15 protein-coding genes are annotated in these 18,342 nt (G+C 57.0%); 12 read left to right on the top strand and 3 right to left on the bottom strand.

Annotated elements, in window-relative coordinates; genetic code table 11:
• The first annotated feature begins 100 nt into the window (after window positions 1-100).
• From GVJ63_RS05865 to GVJ63_RS05840, 6 genes are all read left to right on the top strand, one after another.
• Window positions 101-613, top strand: a complete 513-nt coding sequence (locus GVJ63_RS05865) for an Lrp/AsnC family transcriptional regulator (RefSeq protein ID WP_010247853.1) — start codon at window positions 101-103, stop codon at window positions 611-613.
• Between the two features lie 271 nt (window positions 614-884).
• Window positions 885-1,331, top strand: a complete 447-nt coding sequence (locus GVJ63_RS05860; protein ID WP_010247848.1) for a GNAT family N-acetyltransferase — start codon at window positions 885-887, stop codon at window positions 1,329-1,331.
• 18 nt (window positions 1,332-1,349) lie between these two features.
• The gene (locus GVJ63_RS05855) at window positions 1,350-3,395 is read left to right on the top strand and encodes a hydantoinase/oxoprolinase family protein (protein WP_159226548.1); all 2,046 of its coding nucleotides are present in this window, start codon (window positions 1,350-1,352) and stop codon (window positions 3,393-3,395) included.
• 1 nt (window position 3,396) lies between these two features.
• Window positions 3,397-5,355: a hydantoinase B/oxoprolinase family protein gene (locus GVJ63_RS05850; RefSeq protein WP_159226547.1), complete on the top strand. Its 1,959-nt coding sequence runs from the start codon at window positions 3,397-3,399 to the stop codon at window positions 5,353-5,355.
• A gap of 62 nt (window positions 5,356-5,417) precedes the next feature.
• Complete coding sequence (locus GVJ63_RS05845) at window positions 5,418-7,199, top strand: thiamine pyrophosphate-requiring protein (RefSeq protein ID WP_159226546.1); 1,782 nt, start codon at window positions 5,418-5,420, stop codon at window positions 7,197-7,199.
• 98 nt (window positions 7,200-7,297) lie between these two features.
• A complete protein-coding gene (locus GVJ63_RS05840; protein WP_060680509.1) occupies window positions 7,298-8,140 on the top strand; it encodes an oxidoreductase in 843 nt (280 codons plus the stop codon).
• A gap of 87 nt (window positions 8,141-8,227) precedes the next feature.
• On the opposite strand, the gene GVJ63_RS05835 is transcribed toward GVJ63_RS05840, so the two are convergent.
• Window positions 8,228-8,455 (bottom strand): hypothetical protein, encoded by a 228-nt coding sequence (locus GVJ63_RS05835; protein WP_029519618.1) that lies wholly within the window; start codon window positions 8,453-8,455, stop codon window positions 8,228-8,230.
• Window positions 8,439-9,008, bottom strand: a complete 570-nt coding sequence (locus tag GVJ63_RS05830; protein ID WP_159226545.1) for a hypothetical protein — start codon at window positions 9,006-9,008, stop codon at window positions 8,439-8,441. Before GVJ63_RS05830 ends, GVJ63_RS05835 begins: the two co-directional genes overlap by 17 nt.
• Window positions 9,009-9,375: 367 nt before the next feature.
• Between GVJ63_RS05830 and GVJ63_RS05825 the strand changes: the two genes are divergently transcribed.
• From GVJ63_RS05825 to GVJ63_RS05815, 3 genes are read left to right on the top strand one after another with little or no spacing between them, the layout of a single operon-like run.
• Window positions 9,376-10,812, top strand: coding sequence for an amidase (locus GVJ63_RS05825; RefSeq protein ID WP_159226544.1), 1,437 nt, complete (start codon window positions 9,376-9,378; stop codon window positions 10,810-10,812).
• Window positions 10,809-12,125, top strand: a complete 1,317-nt coding sequence (locus tag GVJ63_RS05820; protein ID WP_159226543.1) for a cytosine permease — start codon at window positions 10,809-10,811, stop codon at window positions 12,123-12,125. The genes GVJ63_RS05825 and GVJ63_RS05820 overlap by 4 nt, the downstream gene beginning before the upstream one ends.
• Window positions 12,106-12,792: a cysteine hydrolase family protein gene (locus tag GVJ63_RS05815; RefSeq protein WP_159226542.1), complete on the top strand. Its 687-nt coding sequence runs from the start codon at window positions 12,106-12,108 to the stop codon at window positions 12,790-12,792. The genes GVJ63_RS05820 and GVJ63_RS05815 overlap by 20 nt, the downstream gene beginning before the upstream one ends.
• A gap of 108 nt (window positions 12,793-12,900) precedes the next feature.
• On the opposite strand, the gene GVJ63_RS05810 is transcribed toward GVJ63_RS05815, so the two are convergent.
• On the bottom strand, window positions 12,901-15,087 hold the full coding sequence (locus GVJ63_RS05810; RefSeq protein WP_159226541.1) for a bifunctional diguanylate cyclase/phosphodiesterase: 2,187 nt from the start codon (window positions 15,085-15,087) through the stop codon (window positions 12,901-12,903).
• Window positions 15,088-15,503: 416 nt separating this feature from the next.
• Here GVJ63_RS05810 and GVJ63_RS05805 point away from each other — a divergent pair, with 416 nt between their 5' ends.
• The 3 genes from GVJ63_RS05805 (at window position 15,504) to GVJ63_RS05795 (ending at window position 18,249) form a co-directional block, all read left to right on the top strand.
• Window positions 15,504-16,595, top strand: a complete 1,092-nt coding sequence (locus GVJ63_RS05805) for a mechanosensitive ion channel family protein (RefSeq protein WP_010247815.1) — start codon at window positions 15,504-15,506, stop codon at window positions 16,593-16,595.
• Window positions 16,596-16,936: 341 nt separating this feature from the next.
• Window positions 16,937-17,425, top strand: a complete 489-nt coding sequence (locus GVJ63_RS05800; RefSeq protein WP_159226540.1) for a hypothetical protein — start codon at window positions 16,937-16,939, stop codon at window positions 17,423-17,425.
• The gene (locus tag GVJ63_RS05795) at window positions 17,425-18,249 is read left to right on the top strand and encodes a hypothetical protein (RefSeq protein WP_159226539.1); all 825 of its coding nucleotides are present in this window, start codon (window positions 17,425-17,427) and stop codon (window positions 18,247-18,249) included. The genes GVJ63_RS05800 and GVJ63_RS05795 overlap by 1 nt, the downstream gene beginning before the upstream one ends.
• Window positions 18,250-18,342 lie beyond the last annotated feature (93 nt).

The following is an 18,342-nucleotide window of genomic DNA, read 5'->3' as shown; positions in this document are numbered from 1 at the left end:
CGTACGCCATGTACGCGCCGGTTGTTCCGCGCTGTCCGTCTCCAGACTGCCTGCAACAATGACGCCTGGCGGGACAGGCTCTGACAATGAGGGGGGTGCTATGAACGGCTTAATGAAACTCGACCGCATCGACATCAACATCCTGGTGCAACTCCAGAAAGATGGCCGTATCAGCAACGTTAACCTCGCCGACGCCGTAGGCCTTTCGCCCAGTCCCTGTCTGCAACGGGTCAAACGTCTGGAACAGGCCGGTTTTATCACCGGTTATGAAGCGCACATTAATCTCACCCGCATTACCGATTCGGTGACGGTCTTTACTGAAGTCACTCTGTCAGGCCATCGCCGCGAAGACTTTATGAAATTTGAAAGTGCGATGCGCGACGTCGATGAGCTGATGGAGTGCCATCTGATCACTGGCGGCTATGACTATTTGCTGCGCTTTATTACCCGCAGCATTGAACATTACCAGGAAGTGATTGAGAAGATGCTCGACGCTCAGATCGGCATCGATAAGTACTTCAGCTATATCGTGATCAAATCCCCGATCATGAAAAGCAGCGTGCCGTTGCGATCGCTGATCGGCAAGCACAATTCGGTGGAGTTCGGCGTGTAGCGGGCGGCCAGGCGTCGCCCTCGCCATGTTTACCGGTGGAGAGAGGGCCGTCACCTGTCTTGTATCTGTCTGCTCTTTCGCGATTCACACCAGCCGCACTTATGTTCGCCCATCCGCTTCACTTCTCCCGTTAATCTGCAAGACGCCCCCTCAGCATAAAATTTCTTCATGACGCAAAATTCAGTCGCAACAGCCGGTTCTGTAGCACGCTACAGCCTCAACCGTTGGGCGAACCCTTTTACACTGTTTTCAACCGATACAAGGAGTTGTCATGGACTCATTACAGATTGCTGACCAGCAGTGGCAGCGCGAGGCGTTCACTGTCTCCACCAGCCGCCAGCAGCTCGACCTGGCGTGGATCCACATCCAGCTGGCGGAGAAGTCCTACTGGGCCAAAGGCCAGCCGCTGGCTAAAACCGTGCGGGCGATTGCCGGTTCGCTGCCGTTTGGCCTCTATCACCAGCAGAGACAGATTGGTTTTGCCCGCCTCATCACCGACTACACCCGGTTTGGCTGGCTGTGCGACGTGATGATTGATGAAAACTGGCGCGGTCACGGGCTGGGCAGCTGGCTGGCAACCTGCGTCCGTGAACACCCGGAGCTGCAAACGGTGCATCGCTGGATGCTCTCAACCCAGGATGCCCATCAGGTCTATCAGCGGCTCGGCTGGCGTGTGGTGCAGCATCCCGAGGCACTGATGGAATTTCCCCCTTCCTGACACTGGAGTTACCCCGATATGCGATACCGCGTTGGCGTGGATATTGGCGGATCCTTTACCGATTTCGCCGTGCTCGATCAGCAAACGAACCAGATTCACACCCTGAAAGTCCTGTCACGACCGGATCAGCCAGGCAGCGAAATCGTTACCGGGCTGGCGCAGTTTCAGCAGCATCAGGGTATTGACCCCGCTGAGATTGGCTACTTCACCCACGGCACCACGGTAGGTATTAACGCGGTGATCCAGCGGCGCGGCGTGCGGCTGGCGCTGTTCGCCACGGAGGGCTTCTGCGATGTCCTGGAGCTGGCCCGGCTTAAAATCCCGCATATCCACGACCTTTTCTCCCGGCGTCCTGCTCCGCTGATCACCCGCGATCGGGTGTTTGCCATCCGTGAACGCAGTGACGCGCACGGCAACGTGCTGCACGCGCCTGATCGCCAGAGCGTGCTCGACGCAATCGCTCAGGCACGCGCGGCAGGCTGTCAGGGCATTGTGGTGTCGCTGCTGCACAGCTATCGCAACCGGCACAATGAAGCGGCGGTGAAGGCGATTATCGACGAGGTGGCACCCGAGCTGCTGACCTCCTGTTCCGCTGACATCTGGCCGATCATCCGTGAATATGAACGCACCATTACCGCCACCATTAATGCCTACGTGCAGCCGATGGTGATCCACTACCTGGAATCCTTTGAGCAGGCGCTGCAACGGCTCGGCGTCAGGCCGCCGCCGCGCATCACCAAATCCAACGGCGGGGTGATGGGCGTCGATCAGGCGAAACGCGAATGCGTGCAGATGGTGCTCTCCGGCACCGCATCCGGGGTGATTGGTGCCAGCTATCTCGCCAGCGCCTGTGGTTTTGACAAAATCCTCAGCCTGGATATCGGTGGCACCAGCGCCGACGTGGCGGTGATCATCGACGGCAAAGTGGCACAGGGCAACGGCGAAATCATCGGGGATTTCCCGATCTTTATTCCTTCTGTCGCCGTCACTTCGGTGGGTCAGGGCGGCGGCTCGCTGGCGTGGATCGATGGTCAGGGCGTGCTGCAGATGGGCCCGGACAGTGCCGGATCGCTGCCTGGCCCGGTCTGCTTCCAGCGCGGCGGCACGCAACCCACTGCCACCGATGCGTTCGCCGCCTGCGGCATGATGGGCCATGGCGCGCTGGGTTATAACGCCGTCACTGTTGATGTGGACGCCGCCTGTGCGGCCTGGCAGCCGCTGGCGGATGCGCTTGGCGTCACGGTGCAGGAAACGGCAGAAACCGCCATCCAGCTGGCGATCTCCAGCATGTACAGCGACACCAGCGGGCTGCTGTCGCGCTTTGGTCTCGATCCGCGTGAATTCTGGTTCCTCGCCTTTGGCGGAGCGGGTCCGATGATGGGCTGCTTTCTGGCCCGCGAACTGAATATGAAAGGGGTGATTGTGCCGCCGACGCCGGGCGTGCTGTCCGCGCTGGGCGGGCTGGTAGCAGATATCCGCAACGATTTTATCCGCACGCTCTACGGCGATCTGACACCCGCCCTGGCCGACACCCTGGCCAGTGAAGCCGAAGCATTACAGCAACGCGCCTGTGGCTGGCTGGCCCAGGAGCACAGCAGCGATATGCCTTACAGCCTGCAGTTCAGCGCGGATATGCGCTATCGCGGTCAGTCGTTTGAGATCGACGTACCGCTGGAGGCGAACTGGCTGGCGCAGGCGGATTTCACTGCGCTGCATGACGCCTTTGATCGCCAGCACCAGCAGCTGTTTGGTCACTGTGACCCGCAGGCGCCGGTGCAGTTGATCAACCTGCGGCTGGTGATTGCATCACCGACGCCGAAACCGGTGATTAACCCACTGGCTCCGGCCACGGAACCGGTGCCGGTACTGAAACAGACCAGGGCGTGGATCGACGGCGGCTGGCATCAGGTTGATTTAGTGCTGCGTTCAGTGCTGCGTGCCGGACATCAGCTCAGTGGCCCGGTCATCATCGCCCAGGATGACTGCACCACCTGCGTGCCGCCCGGCATGGGCGTCACGGTCGATTCATTCGGTAATCTGCTGATCACGGCGAACGAGGCATAACATGGCGATTGATGGACGTAACTTACAGATCCTGGCGAACTACTGCGCCGCCGCTGCCGATGCGATGGCCTTTACGCTGATGCGCACAGCGCACTCCACCTTTGTTAAAGAGACGGAAGATTTCTCCTGCCAGATTGTCAGCCGCAGCGGCCTGGCGTTTGCCTCGCCGCGCAGCTTCGGCGCCCCCTGGTACAGCGGCATCGACTATGCGCCGGTGCTGGCACTGATTGAAGAGTACGCTGACGGCGACATCTGCATTACCAACGACGCTTACGCCGGCAACGTGGCGACCCACTCGCCCGATATCCATATCTGGAAACCGGTGTTCCACCAGGGTGAAATTGTCTGCTTCGTGGTGGGCCACATTCATAACACCGACGTCGGCGGCGCGGTGCCTGCCTCGCTGTCGCGCTCGCTGACCGATATCGTGCAGGAGGGGATTCGCATCCCGCCGCTGAAGATCATGCGGCAGGGTCAGCTCAACGAAGAGGTCGCCAGCATCATGCGGCTCAATGTGCGGGTGCCGGATCAGAACTGGGGCGATTTCAAAGCCCAGCTGGCGTCGGTGAACGTCGGCGAGCGTAAAATCCACGACATTATTGCCCGATTTGGCATCGCCGACTTTTTGCAGGGCATTGAGGGCATTCTCGATTACGCCGAAGCGCAGGCGCGCAGCATTATCAAAACCATTCCCGACGGGGAATACTTCTATGCCGACTACGCCGATGAAGATGGCGAGGGCGGTTATCCCTGCCGTATCGCCATTACTCTGCGGGTGCAGGGCGATCAGCTGGAGCTGGACTACACCGGCAGCGATCCGCAACTGGCCTCGTCGCTGAATATGCCGACTGGCGGACGTGAGCGACATCCGCTGGCGCTGGTGGGTGTTACCTATGCGCTCTCTACGCTGGACCGTTCACTGCTGCTTAACGCCGGTACGCTGCGACCCACTAGGGCAATCCTGCCGCCTGGCACGGTCATGAACTGTGAAGCGCCCGCAGCGGTAGGGATGCGCTCCCTGACCTGTGCACTGTCGCAGATTGCCACTATCGGCGTCTTCTCGCTGGCGATGCCGGAGCGTTTGCCCGCGAATTCACCGGGCGGCAACTCAATCATGAACATTCGTACCCAGACGCAGAATCGCAGTGTGGTCGCCTCGCTGGGTCCGGTGGGCGGCGGCGCGGGCGGCACGCCGCGTCACGATGGGCCTGACGGCTCCGGCGGTCTTTCAGCCTTTCTGAAAAACACCCCGATTGAGATCAACGAAGCGGAAGTGCCAATCCGCTTTCATCGCTACGGACTGGCTCAGGACAGCGCCGGAGCCGGTCGCTATCGCGGCGGTTTAGCCACCGAAATGGCATTTGAGGTTTTCTCGCCCAATACCACCATTACCGCGCGCAACCGTAACCGATCGGTGTTTGCCTCGGCGGGTGTCGTCGGCGGCCAGAGTGGGGCGCTCTCTTACTTCCGTACCCGGCGCGACGGTGAGGTCATCAATCACGGTAACACTGATGTGATCCACTGCCTGCCGGGTGACGTGGTCGAAGTGCGCGGACCCGGCGCGGGCGGTTATGGCCTGCCGACACAGCGCGATGCTGATGCGGTGATGCAGGATGTGCGCTGCGGTTATCTCAGCGTCGCGGCAGCCAGGACGCAGTATGGCGTGGTAGTGGTTGATCACCACGTGGATCGGGCAGCAACGGAGCACCTGCGCGCCACGATGCCGCAGCAGGCTGCGCACCATTTTGAGCACGGCGAAGCACGGAGTCGCTTCGAAATGCTCTGGACGCCACAGCGTTATCAGTTACTTACCGCCTTTCTGGCAAGCGCGCCGGTGAGCTGGCGTCGCTTCCTGAAAACCCAGGTATTCCGGGCGGTGGCAGAGATAGGCGAAACGGCGGATATGGCACAAATATTCAGTGATTTGCGTCACCGATACCCGGCAATGGCGAACAATTAACGGCGATTGCGCATCGTCTACTACGCTTTAAGTCTGCATGGACTACAAGGGGAAACGCGACGATGAGCATGAAAACCAGTGATTTTTTTGTCCAGCGCCTGAAAGAGTGGGGCGTCACACGCATCTATGGCTATCCGGGAGATGGCATCAATGGGGTGCTGGGCGCCATTCAGCGTGCTAACGCCAAAGGCGACGGCATCGAATTTATTCAGGTACGTCACGAAGAGATGGCGGCCTTTATGGCGGCCGGACACGCCAAATTCACCGGTGAGCTGGGCGTCTGCCTCTCTACCGGCGGGCCGGGCGCGACCCATCTGCTGACCGGACTCTATGACGCCAAAATGGATCATGCTCCGGTGCTGGCGATTGCCGGCCAGGCGGAAGCGACCGCGCGCGGCTCCAGTTATCAGCAGGAGATGAACCTGGATCGCATCTTCTCGGACGTTGCCAACTTCGTTCAGGAAGCCTCGACTTCGACCCAGGTGCGCCATCTGCTCGACCGGGGCGTGCGCATAGCCAAAGCGCAAAACGGCGTGGCGGTGATCATCATCCCTAAAGATATTCAGGATGAAGAGTGGCAGCCGCCGCAGCATCTGCACGGTTTTACCCATTCTGGCAGCGGCTATCAGCGTCCTAAAGTGATCCCTTATGAAGCGGATCTGCAACGCGCCGCTGAAGTGCTTAACGCCGGTAAAAAAGTGGCGATTCTGATTGGCGCAGGCGCTCGTAACGCCGCCGTCGAGGTGGTACAGGTCGCCAATGTGCTGGGTGCGGGCGTGGCAAAAGCGCTGCTGGGCAAAGATGTGCTGCCGGACGATGCGCCGTTTGTGACCGGTTCGATTGGCCTGCTGGGCACGAAGCCCTCATCCGATTTAATGCAGAACTGCGACACCCTGCTGATGATCGGCAGCGGCTTCCCGTGGACGGAGTTCCTGCCGGAAGAGGGCAAGGCGCGTGCGGTGCAGATCGACATCGATCCCGCCATGCTCGGACTGCGCTATCCCAGCGAAGTGAACCTGCATGGCGATGCGGCTGAAACCCTGCGCGCTCTGCTGCCGCTGCTGGAGCACAAAGAGGATCGCAGCTGGCAGGAAGATATCGCGCTTCAGGTGCGCGACTGGTGGACGCTGATGGAAGAGCGCGCCATGGCACCCGCTAATCCGGTCAACCCGCAGCGGGTGGTGTGGGAGATGTCGCCACAACTGCCGGATAACGCCATTGTCACCTCGGACTCTGGTTCCTGTGCCAACTGGTTCGCCCGCGACTATCGGGTTAAGCAGGGTCAGCGCGCCTCGCTCTCCGGTGGCCTGGCCTGTATGGGCGCGGCGGTGCCTTATGCGATTGCCGCAAAATTTGCCCATCCCGATAAACCGATAGTGGCGCTGGTGGGTGACGGCGCCATGCAGATGAACAATATGGCGGAGCTGATCACGCTTCAGAAATACTGGCAGCAGTGGGCCGATCCACGCCTGATCGTCTGCGTGTTCAACAACCAGGATCTCAATCAGGTTACCTGGGAGCAGCGGGTCATGGAGGGCAATCCCCGCTTTGACGCCTCGCAGCAACTGCCGGACGTGAAGTATGCCGAGTTTGCGCAGTCGCTGGGGATGGTCGGTATTTTTGTCGATAATCCTGACGATCTGGCGGCGGCCTGGCAGCGTGCGCTCAGCGCCGATCGCCCGGTATTGCTGGAGGTGAAAACCGATCCGGAAGTTGCCCCGTTACCGCCGCACATCACCTTTAAACAGGCGAAAGCTTTTATGGCGTCGATGGTGAAAGGCGATCGCGGTGCGGCACAGATCATCAGCGACACCGCCAGCCAGCTGTTCAATAAAAAGCATTAAGGGCTAAGTGGGGTGGTCGCGCCTCGCTAACCTTAAATCCCGGATGCACTCGCGTCCGGGTCTCCAGTCACTTCATCATCATCAACGGGAGTCTTACCATGACTGCTCACTCCAGCCCTGTCTGGTTAATATCGGGATGTTCGACCGGATTTGGTCGTGAACTGGCGCAGCAGACCATCGCGCGTGGTTTTAAGGTCGTCGTGACGGCACGTGATACCTCTTCCATTGCCGATCTGGTTGAGGGACACGACAACGCGCTGGCAGTAGCGCTGGATGTGACCCACCAGGCGAGCATCGACCAGGCCGTCAAAACGGCACTGGACAGGTTCGGCACCATTGATGTGCTGGTAAACAACGCCGGTTACGGCTATCAGAGCTCGGTGGAAGAGGGTGTGGAAAGCGAAATCCGCGCGCAGTTTGATGCCAACGTCTTTGGCCTGTTTGCCCTGACCCGCGCCGTGCTGCCCGCGATGAGAAAGGCGCGCAGCGGCCACGTCATCAACATTACCTCGGTGGCAGGCTTAATTGGTTTTGCCAGCTCAGGCTACTACTCTGCCAGCAAACATGCGGTGGAAGGCTGGTCAGATTCGCTGGCGCTGGAAGCGGGACCGCTGGGCATTCGCGTCACCTGTGTTGAGCCAGGTCCGTTCCGCACCGACTGGGCGGGACGCTCCCTGCATCAGACACCGAGCACGCTGCCAGACTATGCAGAGACTGCAGCCGCACGGATGAAAGCCACCGCCGAATACAGCGGCACGCAGAAGGGCGATCCGGCGCGGGCCGCCACGGCGATGATTGCCATCACTGAGCATGATAACCCGCCACGCCATCTGGTAATGGGCGCCTGGGGCCATGATGCCGTAACCAGCAAGCTCAAAGAGCGGCTGGCTGAGATCGAAGCGTGGAAACAGACGTCGGTGGAGACGGATTTTCCGGAGTAGAGGTGAGTTGCGGGTGGCGGAAAGCCGTCTGCGAGTGAGCCAGAAGCTGATAAAAAAACGAAAGGCCCGCTATCGGGCCTTTAAGCGTTAAGCGCTGATCTTAGCTTTCTGCATTTCGCGCGCATTCAGCTCTTTCAACTTTCGGCGTAACAGGGCAGACGACGAGCGTTTTTTCCTCTGAGCTAACTGGGCTTTAATGGCGGGCAGATCGGGTCTGGCCAGCCATTCAGCAATCAATAGTGCCCTTAACTCCTTATACCTGGTTTCGACCGGAGCCAAAGGGGTTGTTTCATCGTGTTTATTGTAAAACGACATAGCAAGCTCTCCCTGTAGTCACTACTTTATAAGCCCGGAAACAGTCCGGGATTAAAGGTTGCGGCGCTTTCTTTGGCAACCCTGTCCGGCGATTGTAGCGTAGTTCATTTTTTAACCCAAGCAAAGCGTCGTAGATCTCCTCAAGGGGTGTCGGGCGATTGCGGTCAACGATCTCTCCTGATGCAGCCTGGAAAACAAAACCGCCTATAAAGAAGCTTTCATGGTGTGCCATTAACGCCAGGAGTACGCTTTTGTAAACGACAGCACTGCCTAATCCTGCAAAGCTGATATGGCGGAAATCGCCCAGGCACTCCAGACCATCGAACACGTCAAAACAGACTTCAGCCAGCCCGTTAACCGGAAAGGCGATACCGGGTGGCATCCGGTATCCGATACGGTTAAAGGTCTGTTCATCTATCCGGTCGCCAACGATGACGGTGTAAGTCTCATTACCGACAACAAACACGTAGCTGTGATAAACCTGACGATCATAAATGAATCTTTTTCGTCTGATTTCGTAGTTTTCGAGATAAATATCTTCCTCAATGCGCACTTATCATCCCTGCAGGCTGCATGTGAATCTTTAAGCCGTGATTTTTCAGTGCCTGCTCAGACCGGTCAAACATCCCTGGTAAAAATGTGGTTATTCATTCCAGCATATCGGCCGCTGTTGCTGATTACCGACATCGTTTTGTAAAGCAGCCCGCAAACCATTCAGCTATTACGCCCCCTTATCGCGCAGCCCTGCGCCATCATCGTGCTGGAAAAATAAACAGTCGCCTCCACCTGGCATCATAAGAATTCGATCTTGTATCCCAGCCCGTATTCCATCTGGCATCCCCACCTCAGACCGGTTGATTCACCGCTAACTGGCACGCTTCATGCACTAGCTGACAGGTACACTTTTGGCGAGGTAACCCATGCTTGACTCCTTATTAGACGAAGATGCCACCACGATGGCCGCTCTGATTCGCAGCGGGGACGTGTCGGCTTATGAGCTGACCGGGGCGGCGCTGGCACGGATGGAACAGCGGGAACCGGCGATACAGGCTTTTTGTACCCCGACGCCTGAACTGGCAATGGCACAGGCCAGCGCCGTGGATGCCCGACGGGCACGCGGTGAAACACTGGGCGCGCTGGCAGGCGTACCGCTGGCGGTGAAAGATTTAATCTGCACCGCAAACGTCAGAACCACCTCCGGTTCGGCGGCGTACAAAGATTTCGTGCCGGAAGATGATGACATCACGGTGGAACGGTTGCTGGCCGCCGACGCCATTCTGCTTGGCAAAACCACCGCACCGGAGTTTGGCTACAGCGGGGTCGGGCACAATCCGCTGTTTCCGTCGCCACGGAATCCCTGGGATTTGAGCATGACGCCAGGGGGTTCCAGCGCCGGTTCGGGTGCGGCGGTGGCGGCGCGGCTCTGCCCGATTGCACTGGGCAGCGACGGCGGCGGGTCGGTACGCATTCCGGCGGCGCACTGCGGTATTTTCGGCTTCAAGGCGTCGATGGGCCGGGTGCCGCTCTGGCCCGGCTGCCGTGATGAACGCTACCCCGGCGTGTCGAGCTGGGAGTCGCTGGAGCACATCGGTCCGATGACGCGCAGCGTGCGCGATGCCGCGCTGATGATGTCGCTGATGGCAGGACCGGATATGCGCGATCGCCACTCGATTCCCTGCAGCGATGTCGACTGGCTGGGCGCGCCACACCATCTGCCAGGCAAACTGCGCATCGCCTTCAGCGCAGATTTTGGCTATGTGGCCGTTGATCCGGAAGTGCGGGCAGTGGTCAGCGCGGCGGTGCAGCGTTTTGCCGCTGAAATCGGTGCTGAACTGGAACTGGCCGATCCCGGCTTCCCTGATCCGTCGGCGGCCTTTGGCGCGCTGGTGGCGATGGAGAGCGATCTCACCGGCATGCGCCAGATGCTGGCGGAGCAGGGCGGCGAGATGTCGCCGCATCTGGTCGCCATGCTGCAGCGCGACTGGCGGGCGGAAAACTTCACCGATGCCATCACCACCCGCAAAGCGGTCAGCAACTGCCTGTGGCGCTTTATGCAGCGCTTTGACCTGCTGATTACCCCGACGCTGGCGGTGCCGCCGTTTCCGCTGGGGATGCAGGGACCGGAGATCATTGATGGCCGCATGGTCCGCAGCGATCACTGGCTCTCGTTCTGCTACCCGTTCAACTTCACCGGTCAGCCCGCCGCGTCCGTGCCCGCCGGTTTTACTGCCAGCGGCTTGCCCATCGGTCTGCAGATTGTCGGACGTCATCTTGATGATGCCTTAGTGCTGGCTGCCAGTGCCGCTTTCGAGCGCATTCAGCCGTGGAATCACCTTCAACCCGGAATCGCCCAATGAAAACGTCTACTACGCCTGCGCTGGAGCAGGAGTTTGAACATGAGCCGGTACCGCTTTCGCACCGTCATTCTACCCGCTCTGTCTCGGCCGTCTGGTTTGGATTTCCGATGATCCTCACCAATGCGCTGTTTGGCGGCATCATCACCTGGCATCTGGGGTTCTGGCCCGCGCTGATTGCTATTCTGCTGGGAAATCTGGTGCTGTTCGCCTATGTCGGCGCGCTGAGCTGGTACGCCGGTAATAGCGGAATGAATTTCGCCCTGCAGGCCAGACGCACCTTTGGCAGCAAAGGCTACATCCTGGTCTCGGGTTTTCTCTCGACGGTGGTGATCGGCTGGTATGCCTTCCAGACCGGCCTTACCGGCACGGTCATTAATCAGACCTTCGGCTGGAATGCGCTGGCGGTGACGGCCTTTGCCATGATCCTCTATACCAGCATTACCTTCCTGGGCGTGCGGGCGTTGTCGGTACTGGGGATGATCGCCGCGCCGCTGTTTGTGGTGCTGGGAATGGTGGCGCTGTGGCTGATTAGTAAACAGCACGACTTCTCCGTGGTGACGCAGTGGAAGGGCAGCGCCAGCGCAGCCGGTGCAATGAGTATGGGCACCGCCGTCACCATGGTGGTGGCCGGTTTTGCTGACTCCGGCACCATGACCGCTGACTTTACCCGCTGGTCGAAGAATGGCCGTTCGGCGGTGATCGCCGCGTTTTCTGCCTTCCCGGTTGCCAATGTTATCTCTTACCTGTTCGGTGTGGTGATTGTGGCCGTGGGTGCCGCGGTTGATCCGCTGACCAATGGCGGTAACTTCCTGCCGATGCTGATGGGGCACAGCGCCTTTTTGTCGGTAGTGGCCTGCCTGTTTGTCTTTATCAATCTCGGATCGGTCTGCACACACTGCCTCTATAACGGGGCGGTAGGCTTCAGTCATCTGTTCAGCAGCAAAATGCGGCTCTGGACGCTGATCCTGGGTGCCATTGGCGGCGTACTGGCGCTGGCGGGCGTCTGGTCTTACTTCCTGGAGTGGCTCAGCCTGCTTGGCATTGTGGTGCCGCCGTTTGGTGCCGTGATGATCGTGGATTTAATTTTTATGGCGCGCATCAGCGAGCAGCGTCCGGCGCAGCGTTTTCGTGGTACTGCGTTTGCCGCCTGGGCGATTGGCAGCCTGTGTGCGGTGATCGCCCACGTCGCTTTCCCTCAATTTGGTGAAGCGGTTATTGGTCTGGTAACTGCCGCCATCAGCTACAGCGTGATCAGCAGAATGCGCATGCCGCGCCCGGTAATGGAGAACAGCAATGCCCGACTACAGCGTTAATTCAACCCCCTACGCCTGGCCGTTTGACGGCACTTTTACGCCGGCTGACACCGCGCTGATCGTGATTGATATGCAGACCGACTTCTGTGGCGTGGGCGGTTATGTCGACAGCATGGGCTATGACGTGAGTCTGACCCGCGCCCCCATTGTCCCGTTGCAGCAGGTGCTGGCGGCGATGCGCGCCCGGCAGTTTCCGGTTATTCATACCCGCGAAGGGCACCGGCCCGATCTCAGTGATTTGCCCGCCAACAAACGCTGGCGCTCGCGGCGAATGAACGCCGGGATCGGGGATGACGGACCGTGCGGCCGTATTCTGGTGCGCGGTGAACCGGGCTGGGAGATTATCCCGGAGCTGGCACCGCTGCCGGGTGAAGTGGTGATTGATAAGCCGGGTAAGGGATCGTTTTATGCCACCGATCTGGAGCTGATATTGCGCAGTCGCGGCATCCGTAATCTGATCCTCACCGGCATTACCACCGACGTCTGCGTCCACACCACGCTGCGCGAAGCCAACGATCGCGGCTTTGAGTGCCTGGTGTTGTCCGATTGCTGCGCTGCGACCGAGCAGCGTCATCATGAGGCGGCGCTGAGCATGATCCATATGCAGGGCGGCATCTTTGGCGCGGTCGCCCATTCTGCCGCGCTGCTGGATAGCCTGGGGGTTTAATTTCCCGCGACGACGGGTAAATGGCGATGTTGATCTTCTGATCTCAGATGCATCACGCAGCCGGAAAGCCTGAGCACAACGTTGTGCTCAGGCTTTCCACATCAGCGATCACTCGTGCTGCGCGTTGTCTGGCGCAATCGTTTTCATCAGTGCTGAGAGCTGATCGGCGGGCACCGCCTGACTGAACAGATAGCCCTGCAACTGATTACAGCCCGCATCTGCCAGCGCAGACATCTGCCCTGGCGTCTCGACGCCTTCTGCTGTCACCATCAGACCCATGGCATGACCCAGTTTCACCACCGATTCAACAATCGCCACTGAATTTTCCGCCACGCCCAGCGACTGGGTAAATGAGCGATCGATTTTGATTTTATCCACCGGAAAGTTGCTGAGATAGTTCAGGCTGGAGTAACCGGTGCCAAAGTCATCCAGCGCAATCCGGAAGCCCGCGTCACGCAGCTCCACAATAATGGCGCGTGCTTCGCGTTCATCTTCGATTAACACCCCTTCGGTGATCTCCAGTTCCAGGCGCTTCGGATCGCCGCCGTTCTGGCTGACAATCGCCATCACCCGCTCAACAAAGCCGGTAGAGCGGAACTGTACCGGCGAGACGTTGACCGCCACCAGCAGCTCGGGAAAACGCTGCTGAGTGACGCAGGCTTCAGCCAGCACCCATTCGCCCAGCGGAATAATCAGGCCGGTCTCTTCGGCAATCGCGATAAATTCGCCAGGCGCAATCAGGCCGCGGGCTGGATGGTGCCAGCGCAGCAGCGCTTCGATGCCCACCATCTGCTGGCCGCCAATATCCATCAGCGGCTGATACCACACCTCCAGCCCCTGATGGGTATGCAGCGCCGTACGCAGGTCGGCAGCGATGGTCTGTCGGGTCCGCACCGACTCATCCATCGCCCGTTCAAACTGTCGATACGTGCCGCGCCCGCCGCTTTTGGCCTCATAAAGCGCAATATCCGCTTTGCGCATCAGTTCCAGCCGATCAACCCCATCTTTGGGTGCCAGCGCCAGTCCGATACTGGCACCACTCCAGACATCGCTGCCAAACAGCGTAAAAGGCTCACTCAGTTCATCGATAATGCGCTGCGCCAGGCTATGCACCTGGCCGATATTATCGACATCTGGCATCACCACGATAAATTCATCACCGCCGATGCGTCCTACCGTATCGCTGGCCCGCACGATACGGCTCAGGCGCTGTGCGACCGCGATGATCAGTTCATCTCCGGCGTGATGACCGTGGGTATCGTTGATGGTTTTAAAGCGGTCGAGGTCGATGAGCAGCAGCGCCACGCGTTGATCGTGGCGCGTCGCCAGGGCCAGCGCCTGGGTTAAGCGGTCTTCGACCAGTGCGCGGTTCGGCAGGCCGGTCAGCACATCATGAAACGCCAGGTGCTGTGCCTGAGCCTCCGACGCGCCGAGCCTGAGCATGGATTGCGAGAGGTTCACCGACGAATTCCAGAGTCGCCGCACCATATAAAGGCACAGCAGGGATATCGCCAGTACCGCCAGCCCGGTAGATGGCCCGATGGTGCGCAGCATCTGCGCACCGGGACGGGAGGGGATCCAGTTCAGATAGCCAACCGCCTCACCCGCCTGCGCGATCAGCAGATAGCGCGCACCGATTCCCGGCTGTGGCGTGCCGTCGGAGAAGTGCAGCCCCTGCAGCTGATTGCGTTCCGCCAGGCCCGTCAGATAGCCGTCATCAAGAAATTTCAGGCTCACCAGCCGGAAACGCGGCAGGGCATTGCTCTCCCGCTGGATGTTACCTACAGCCAGCGCGGCGGCACGGTTTGTCACACGGACATAATCCGCGTTATCGTGGCGCGCCGGATCGTTGACCAGCGGGCTTTGCAGCACCTCACCAATCAGCGGGTCATTTTCAGGGGCGGAGACCGGCTGGCCTTCGCGCCAGACTCTGACAATCTGATTTTGCTGGTCCAGCACCAGAATCAGCTGATGGCCGAACATCTCATACAGCCACAGCCCAATGTTCTCATCCAGCCACCTGCTGCTGTTGCCCTCCGCCAGATGCTGCTCAAAGGGTCCCCAGCGCGACAGGCTATGCAGCTGGCGCAGATGCTCATTCAGACTCTGTGAAAAAGAGGCTTCAATCATCCGTTGCTGCTGATGGCGGGCCTCCGTATTGGTGAGTGAGGTACCAACAAAGAGCGCAGCGCCTGCACCTACAAACGTCAGCAATAAGATAGCGACCAGCGGCACCAGGACTTCACGCAGGAAACTGCGACGAAAATCAGAGGAAAGTTTAAGGGTGTTAATCATATTGTTGTTTTTCTCAGCAGCAGGGGAACAGCTTAAAAATTAGCAGATGGCACAAAAACGTCCACGCAAAGCGTTACGCTTAGTGATTCTGGCAACGTCTTTGTTGCCGGATGGCCAGGGCAGCCTAAATAATGGGGAGTGAAAAAGTGGCCGTGTTGTATCAGATATTTTAATGGGGTTAGCTGGCTGGACGGTGACATGAGGGCCAACATTCGGCCTCTGTATCAGTAGCCATAAGGCTGGCGCGCGACAGCCTCTCTGGACGCATCACCGTGCATTTCCTGTTAACTTCGCCGCTATGGTTCATACTTATGTGCGCTGATTGTGTTACGAACGGATAGCCGTGAAGACAACGGTTACTGAGTTTGTCACTTATCTGACAGCCTGAGGTTGTCAGCTTACTATAAGGGAAAATAATGCCATTGTTATTCGGTGAGTTATCTGGTTTCCCGTCATGGGTGCCTGTTGTATTACTCGTCTCGCTCTCTTTTGTGCTGGGATTTCTGGCCCGCCTTATCCTGCTCCGGTTCATCCGCTACTGGCAGATTCGTGACAGAAAACTGTTTAAATCCCTTGAGAAGCATCTTAGCGGCTCGATGTTCTTTTTTATTCCGTTATTAATGATTAATGTCGGCGTTAATTACATCGATTTCCAACCGGAATCTCTCTCTTTAATCACCAATATCATCAATGTCTTTATTATTATGTCATTTTGCTCGGTCTTAATCCGGCTGACCAATGTGGCGCAGGATATGCTTTATATCCGCTATGACATTAATATTTCCAATAACCTTCGTGCGCGTAAAATTCGCACGCAGATTATCTATGTCAAAAAAGTGGTTATTGTCATCCTGGTTCTGTTCTGTGTTTCGCTGATTCTGCTCAGCTTCCCTGGCGTCCGGAAATTCGGCACCACCATTCTGGCCGGTGCGGGTGTCGCCGGCATCATTATTGGTTTTGCGCTGCAGAAGTCGCTGGTCAATCTGTTCGCCGGTATTCAGATTGCCTTTACCCAGCCTATTAAAATTGATGATGCGGTAGTGGTAGAAAAAGAGTGGGGCTGGATTGAGGAGATCAACCTGACCTATGTGGTGGTGCGCATCTGGGATTTGCGTCGGCTGGTGTTGCCGATCACCTACTTTACCGAAAACCCGTTTCAGAACTGGACGCGCAATAACGCCCAGATCTTAGGCTCGGTGTTCCTTTACGTGGATTACTCCATGCCGCTGGAGCCGCTGCGCAAGCATTTTGAAAAGGTGCTGAGTGAAACCAAGCTTTGGGATCAGGAAACGTCTGTGCTACAGGTGACCGACACCACCGAGAAAACGATGACCATCAGGATGCTGATGACCGCGCAGAACTCCCCAATCGCCTTTGATTTACGCTGTTACGTGCGTGAGAAGATGATTGAGTTTATTCAGCAGAATTACCCGGAAAGCCTGCCGCAGGTGAGAGCGTCACTGACGGATAGTGGGCGTGAGAAGGTGGGAATAGGGACGGCAGAATAGGGGCAAGCTGGTAGCGGCAGTCTGAGTGGGTGTGTGCATCCTGATGGCTGTCGCTCCATTCTTTATTAATATGATGTTGGGCGCTGGTGGATGTGTCCGCTTTGTGCCAGAAGGTGAAGTTTTAAAGCAGCTGGCCTTAGTCAGCGGGGAACAAGTCATATCTATTTGCACGTAACAATTCAGTATTAGACATCAGGCCGTTTTATGATCATTGTGGCAAGGGCAGGAAATGTACACATTTTCGGTGGGAATACACTCACTATAAGTTTTAATTCCTTCGGAAACGATTAATATAAAAATTTGCCTGAAGTCATTTCTAAAAAAAACTGAGGGGTTTTTCAATGAGCACAAAAGTGCGCAACCACGTTTCCGTTTCTGAGAAATTAAAAAACTTTGGGATCACCGTTCCCAATGGGCTTGCAATCCTGCCGAGCAACCTAGCAACGGCAAAATCGATCGAAGAGTTTCGTCAGCACGTTGAATCTGACACGGTGAGGACTCTGCTAAGGTCAAGCAAGATCCCCTATGTCGAGATTTTCGACGATGATAATCAACCAGCTTATCTGCAACAGTATGGCTTTGAGTGGTTCGGGCCTACACTTTTTCTATCGACCGGCTTGTTATCACAGAATCCCAATGTTCTATCCATAACTCTAGGAATTATTACGAACTATCTTTATGACTTGTTTAAAGGATCCAAAAGTAGCAAAGCCTCGCTCAATGTCATCATCCAGCAAGCAGACGGTTCCTGCAAAGAAGTCCATTATAGTGGTCATCCTGATGGATTGAGTGATATCGCCGATATTGTCAAGGCGTTGGGGGACAAATAGTGAAAATTTCACCCGTGGAGCAATCAGTTAAAATGACGTTCGAACAGATAATCAGTTTCTTCAATAAAGGTATACAGAAAGCTGAAACTTATCTCTCTCTCGCCCGATCTAGTCAGTTGCAATTGGAACAATGTTTGGCACTAGACCTTTTGTTGTTTAACGCTACGCGGTTAAAATTCGAGGCCGTGCATCGCGATAAAGAAGATAAAGCGAACCTCTTCTTGGGGTTCGAGTGCGCTATAGGTGCTGTGCGATCAGAATTAATGATGTGGATTTTATTAAAACTTGACATGCCTAATGAGGCATGGGACCAACTTGTGGCAGCACAAATGGGCTGTTTAGACGCAAGTCGTGCACATAGGGGATTTGTGCACTGCGAGCAACGGATGGAGGCTTTGGAGCGGTTAGAAGATAACATCTTCCCACCACAGGTATTCATTAGTGCAGGATTTGTTTCCGATAGATTGGACTGTTCCATTTGCGGTGAGCGTTACTCTAAATGCGAACACCTGCGAGGAAAACCTTACATGGGGCAATTTTGTGAAGTCATACATCGTAATCCACGTGGCGACCATGCAGCCTTTGTCGAAGCCCCTGCGGATAAGCGTTGCAGGTTAGTTTCAGTTAAAACTAAAGAAGGTCATCAAGACAAGTTGTCTTTGAAAACTACACCATACAAGGAAGGAGAACTGTTTAAAGAAGGAGATATACTTGAGGCTCAAATGCTTCTACTAGCCTTGGATCGCTATCCATATTTGGCCTCAACGGAAAAGATCCTTGGCACACAATTTCCAGCATTGAAATCGAAATTAGAACTAAGATAGCTAGCGGCTGATCGTGGGGGAATGGCGGATGATTCAAATTAGTTTCTTCGCATATGCTCTAACAATGAACTCATCATAAGGATCTTGCTTGAT

Source organism: Pantoea sp. 18059 (assembly GCF_902706165.1).
Taxonomy (GTDB): Bacteria; Pseudomonadota; Gammaproteobacteria; order Enterobacterales; family Enterobacteriaceae; genus Pantoea; species Pantoea agglomerans.
This window is presented reverse-complemented; position numbering and strand designations above follow the sequence as displayed.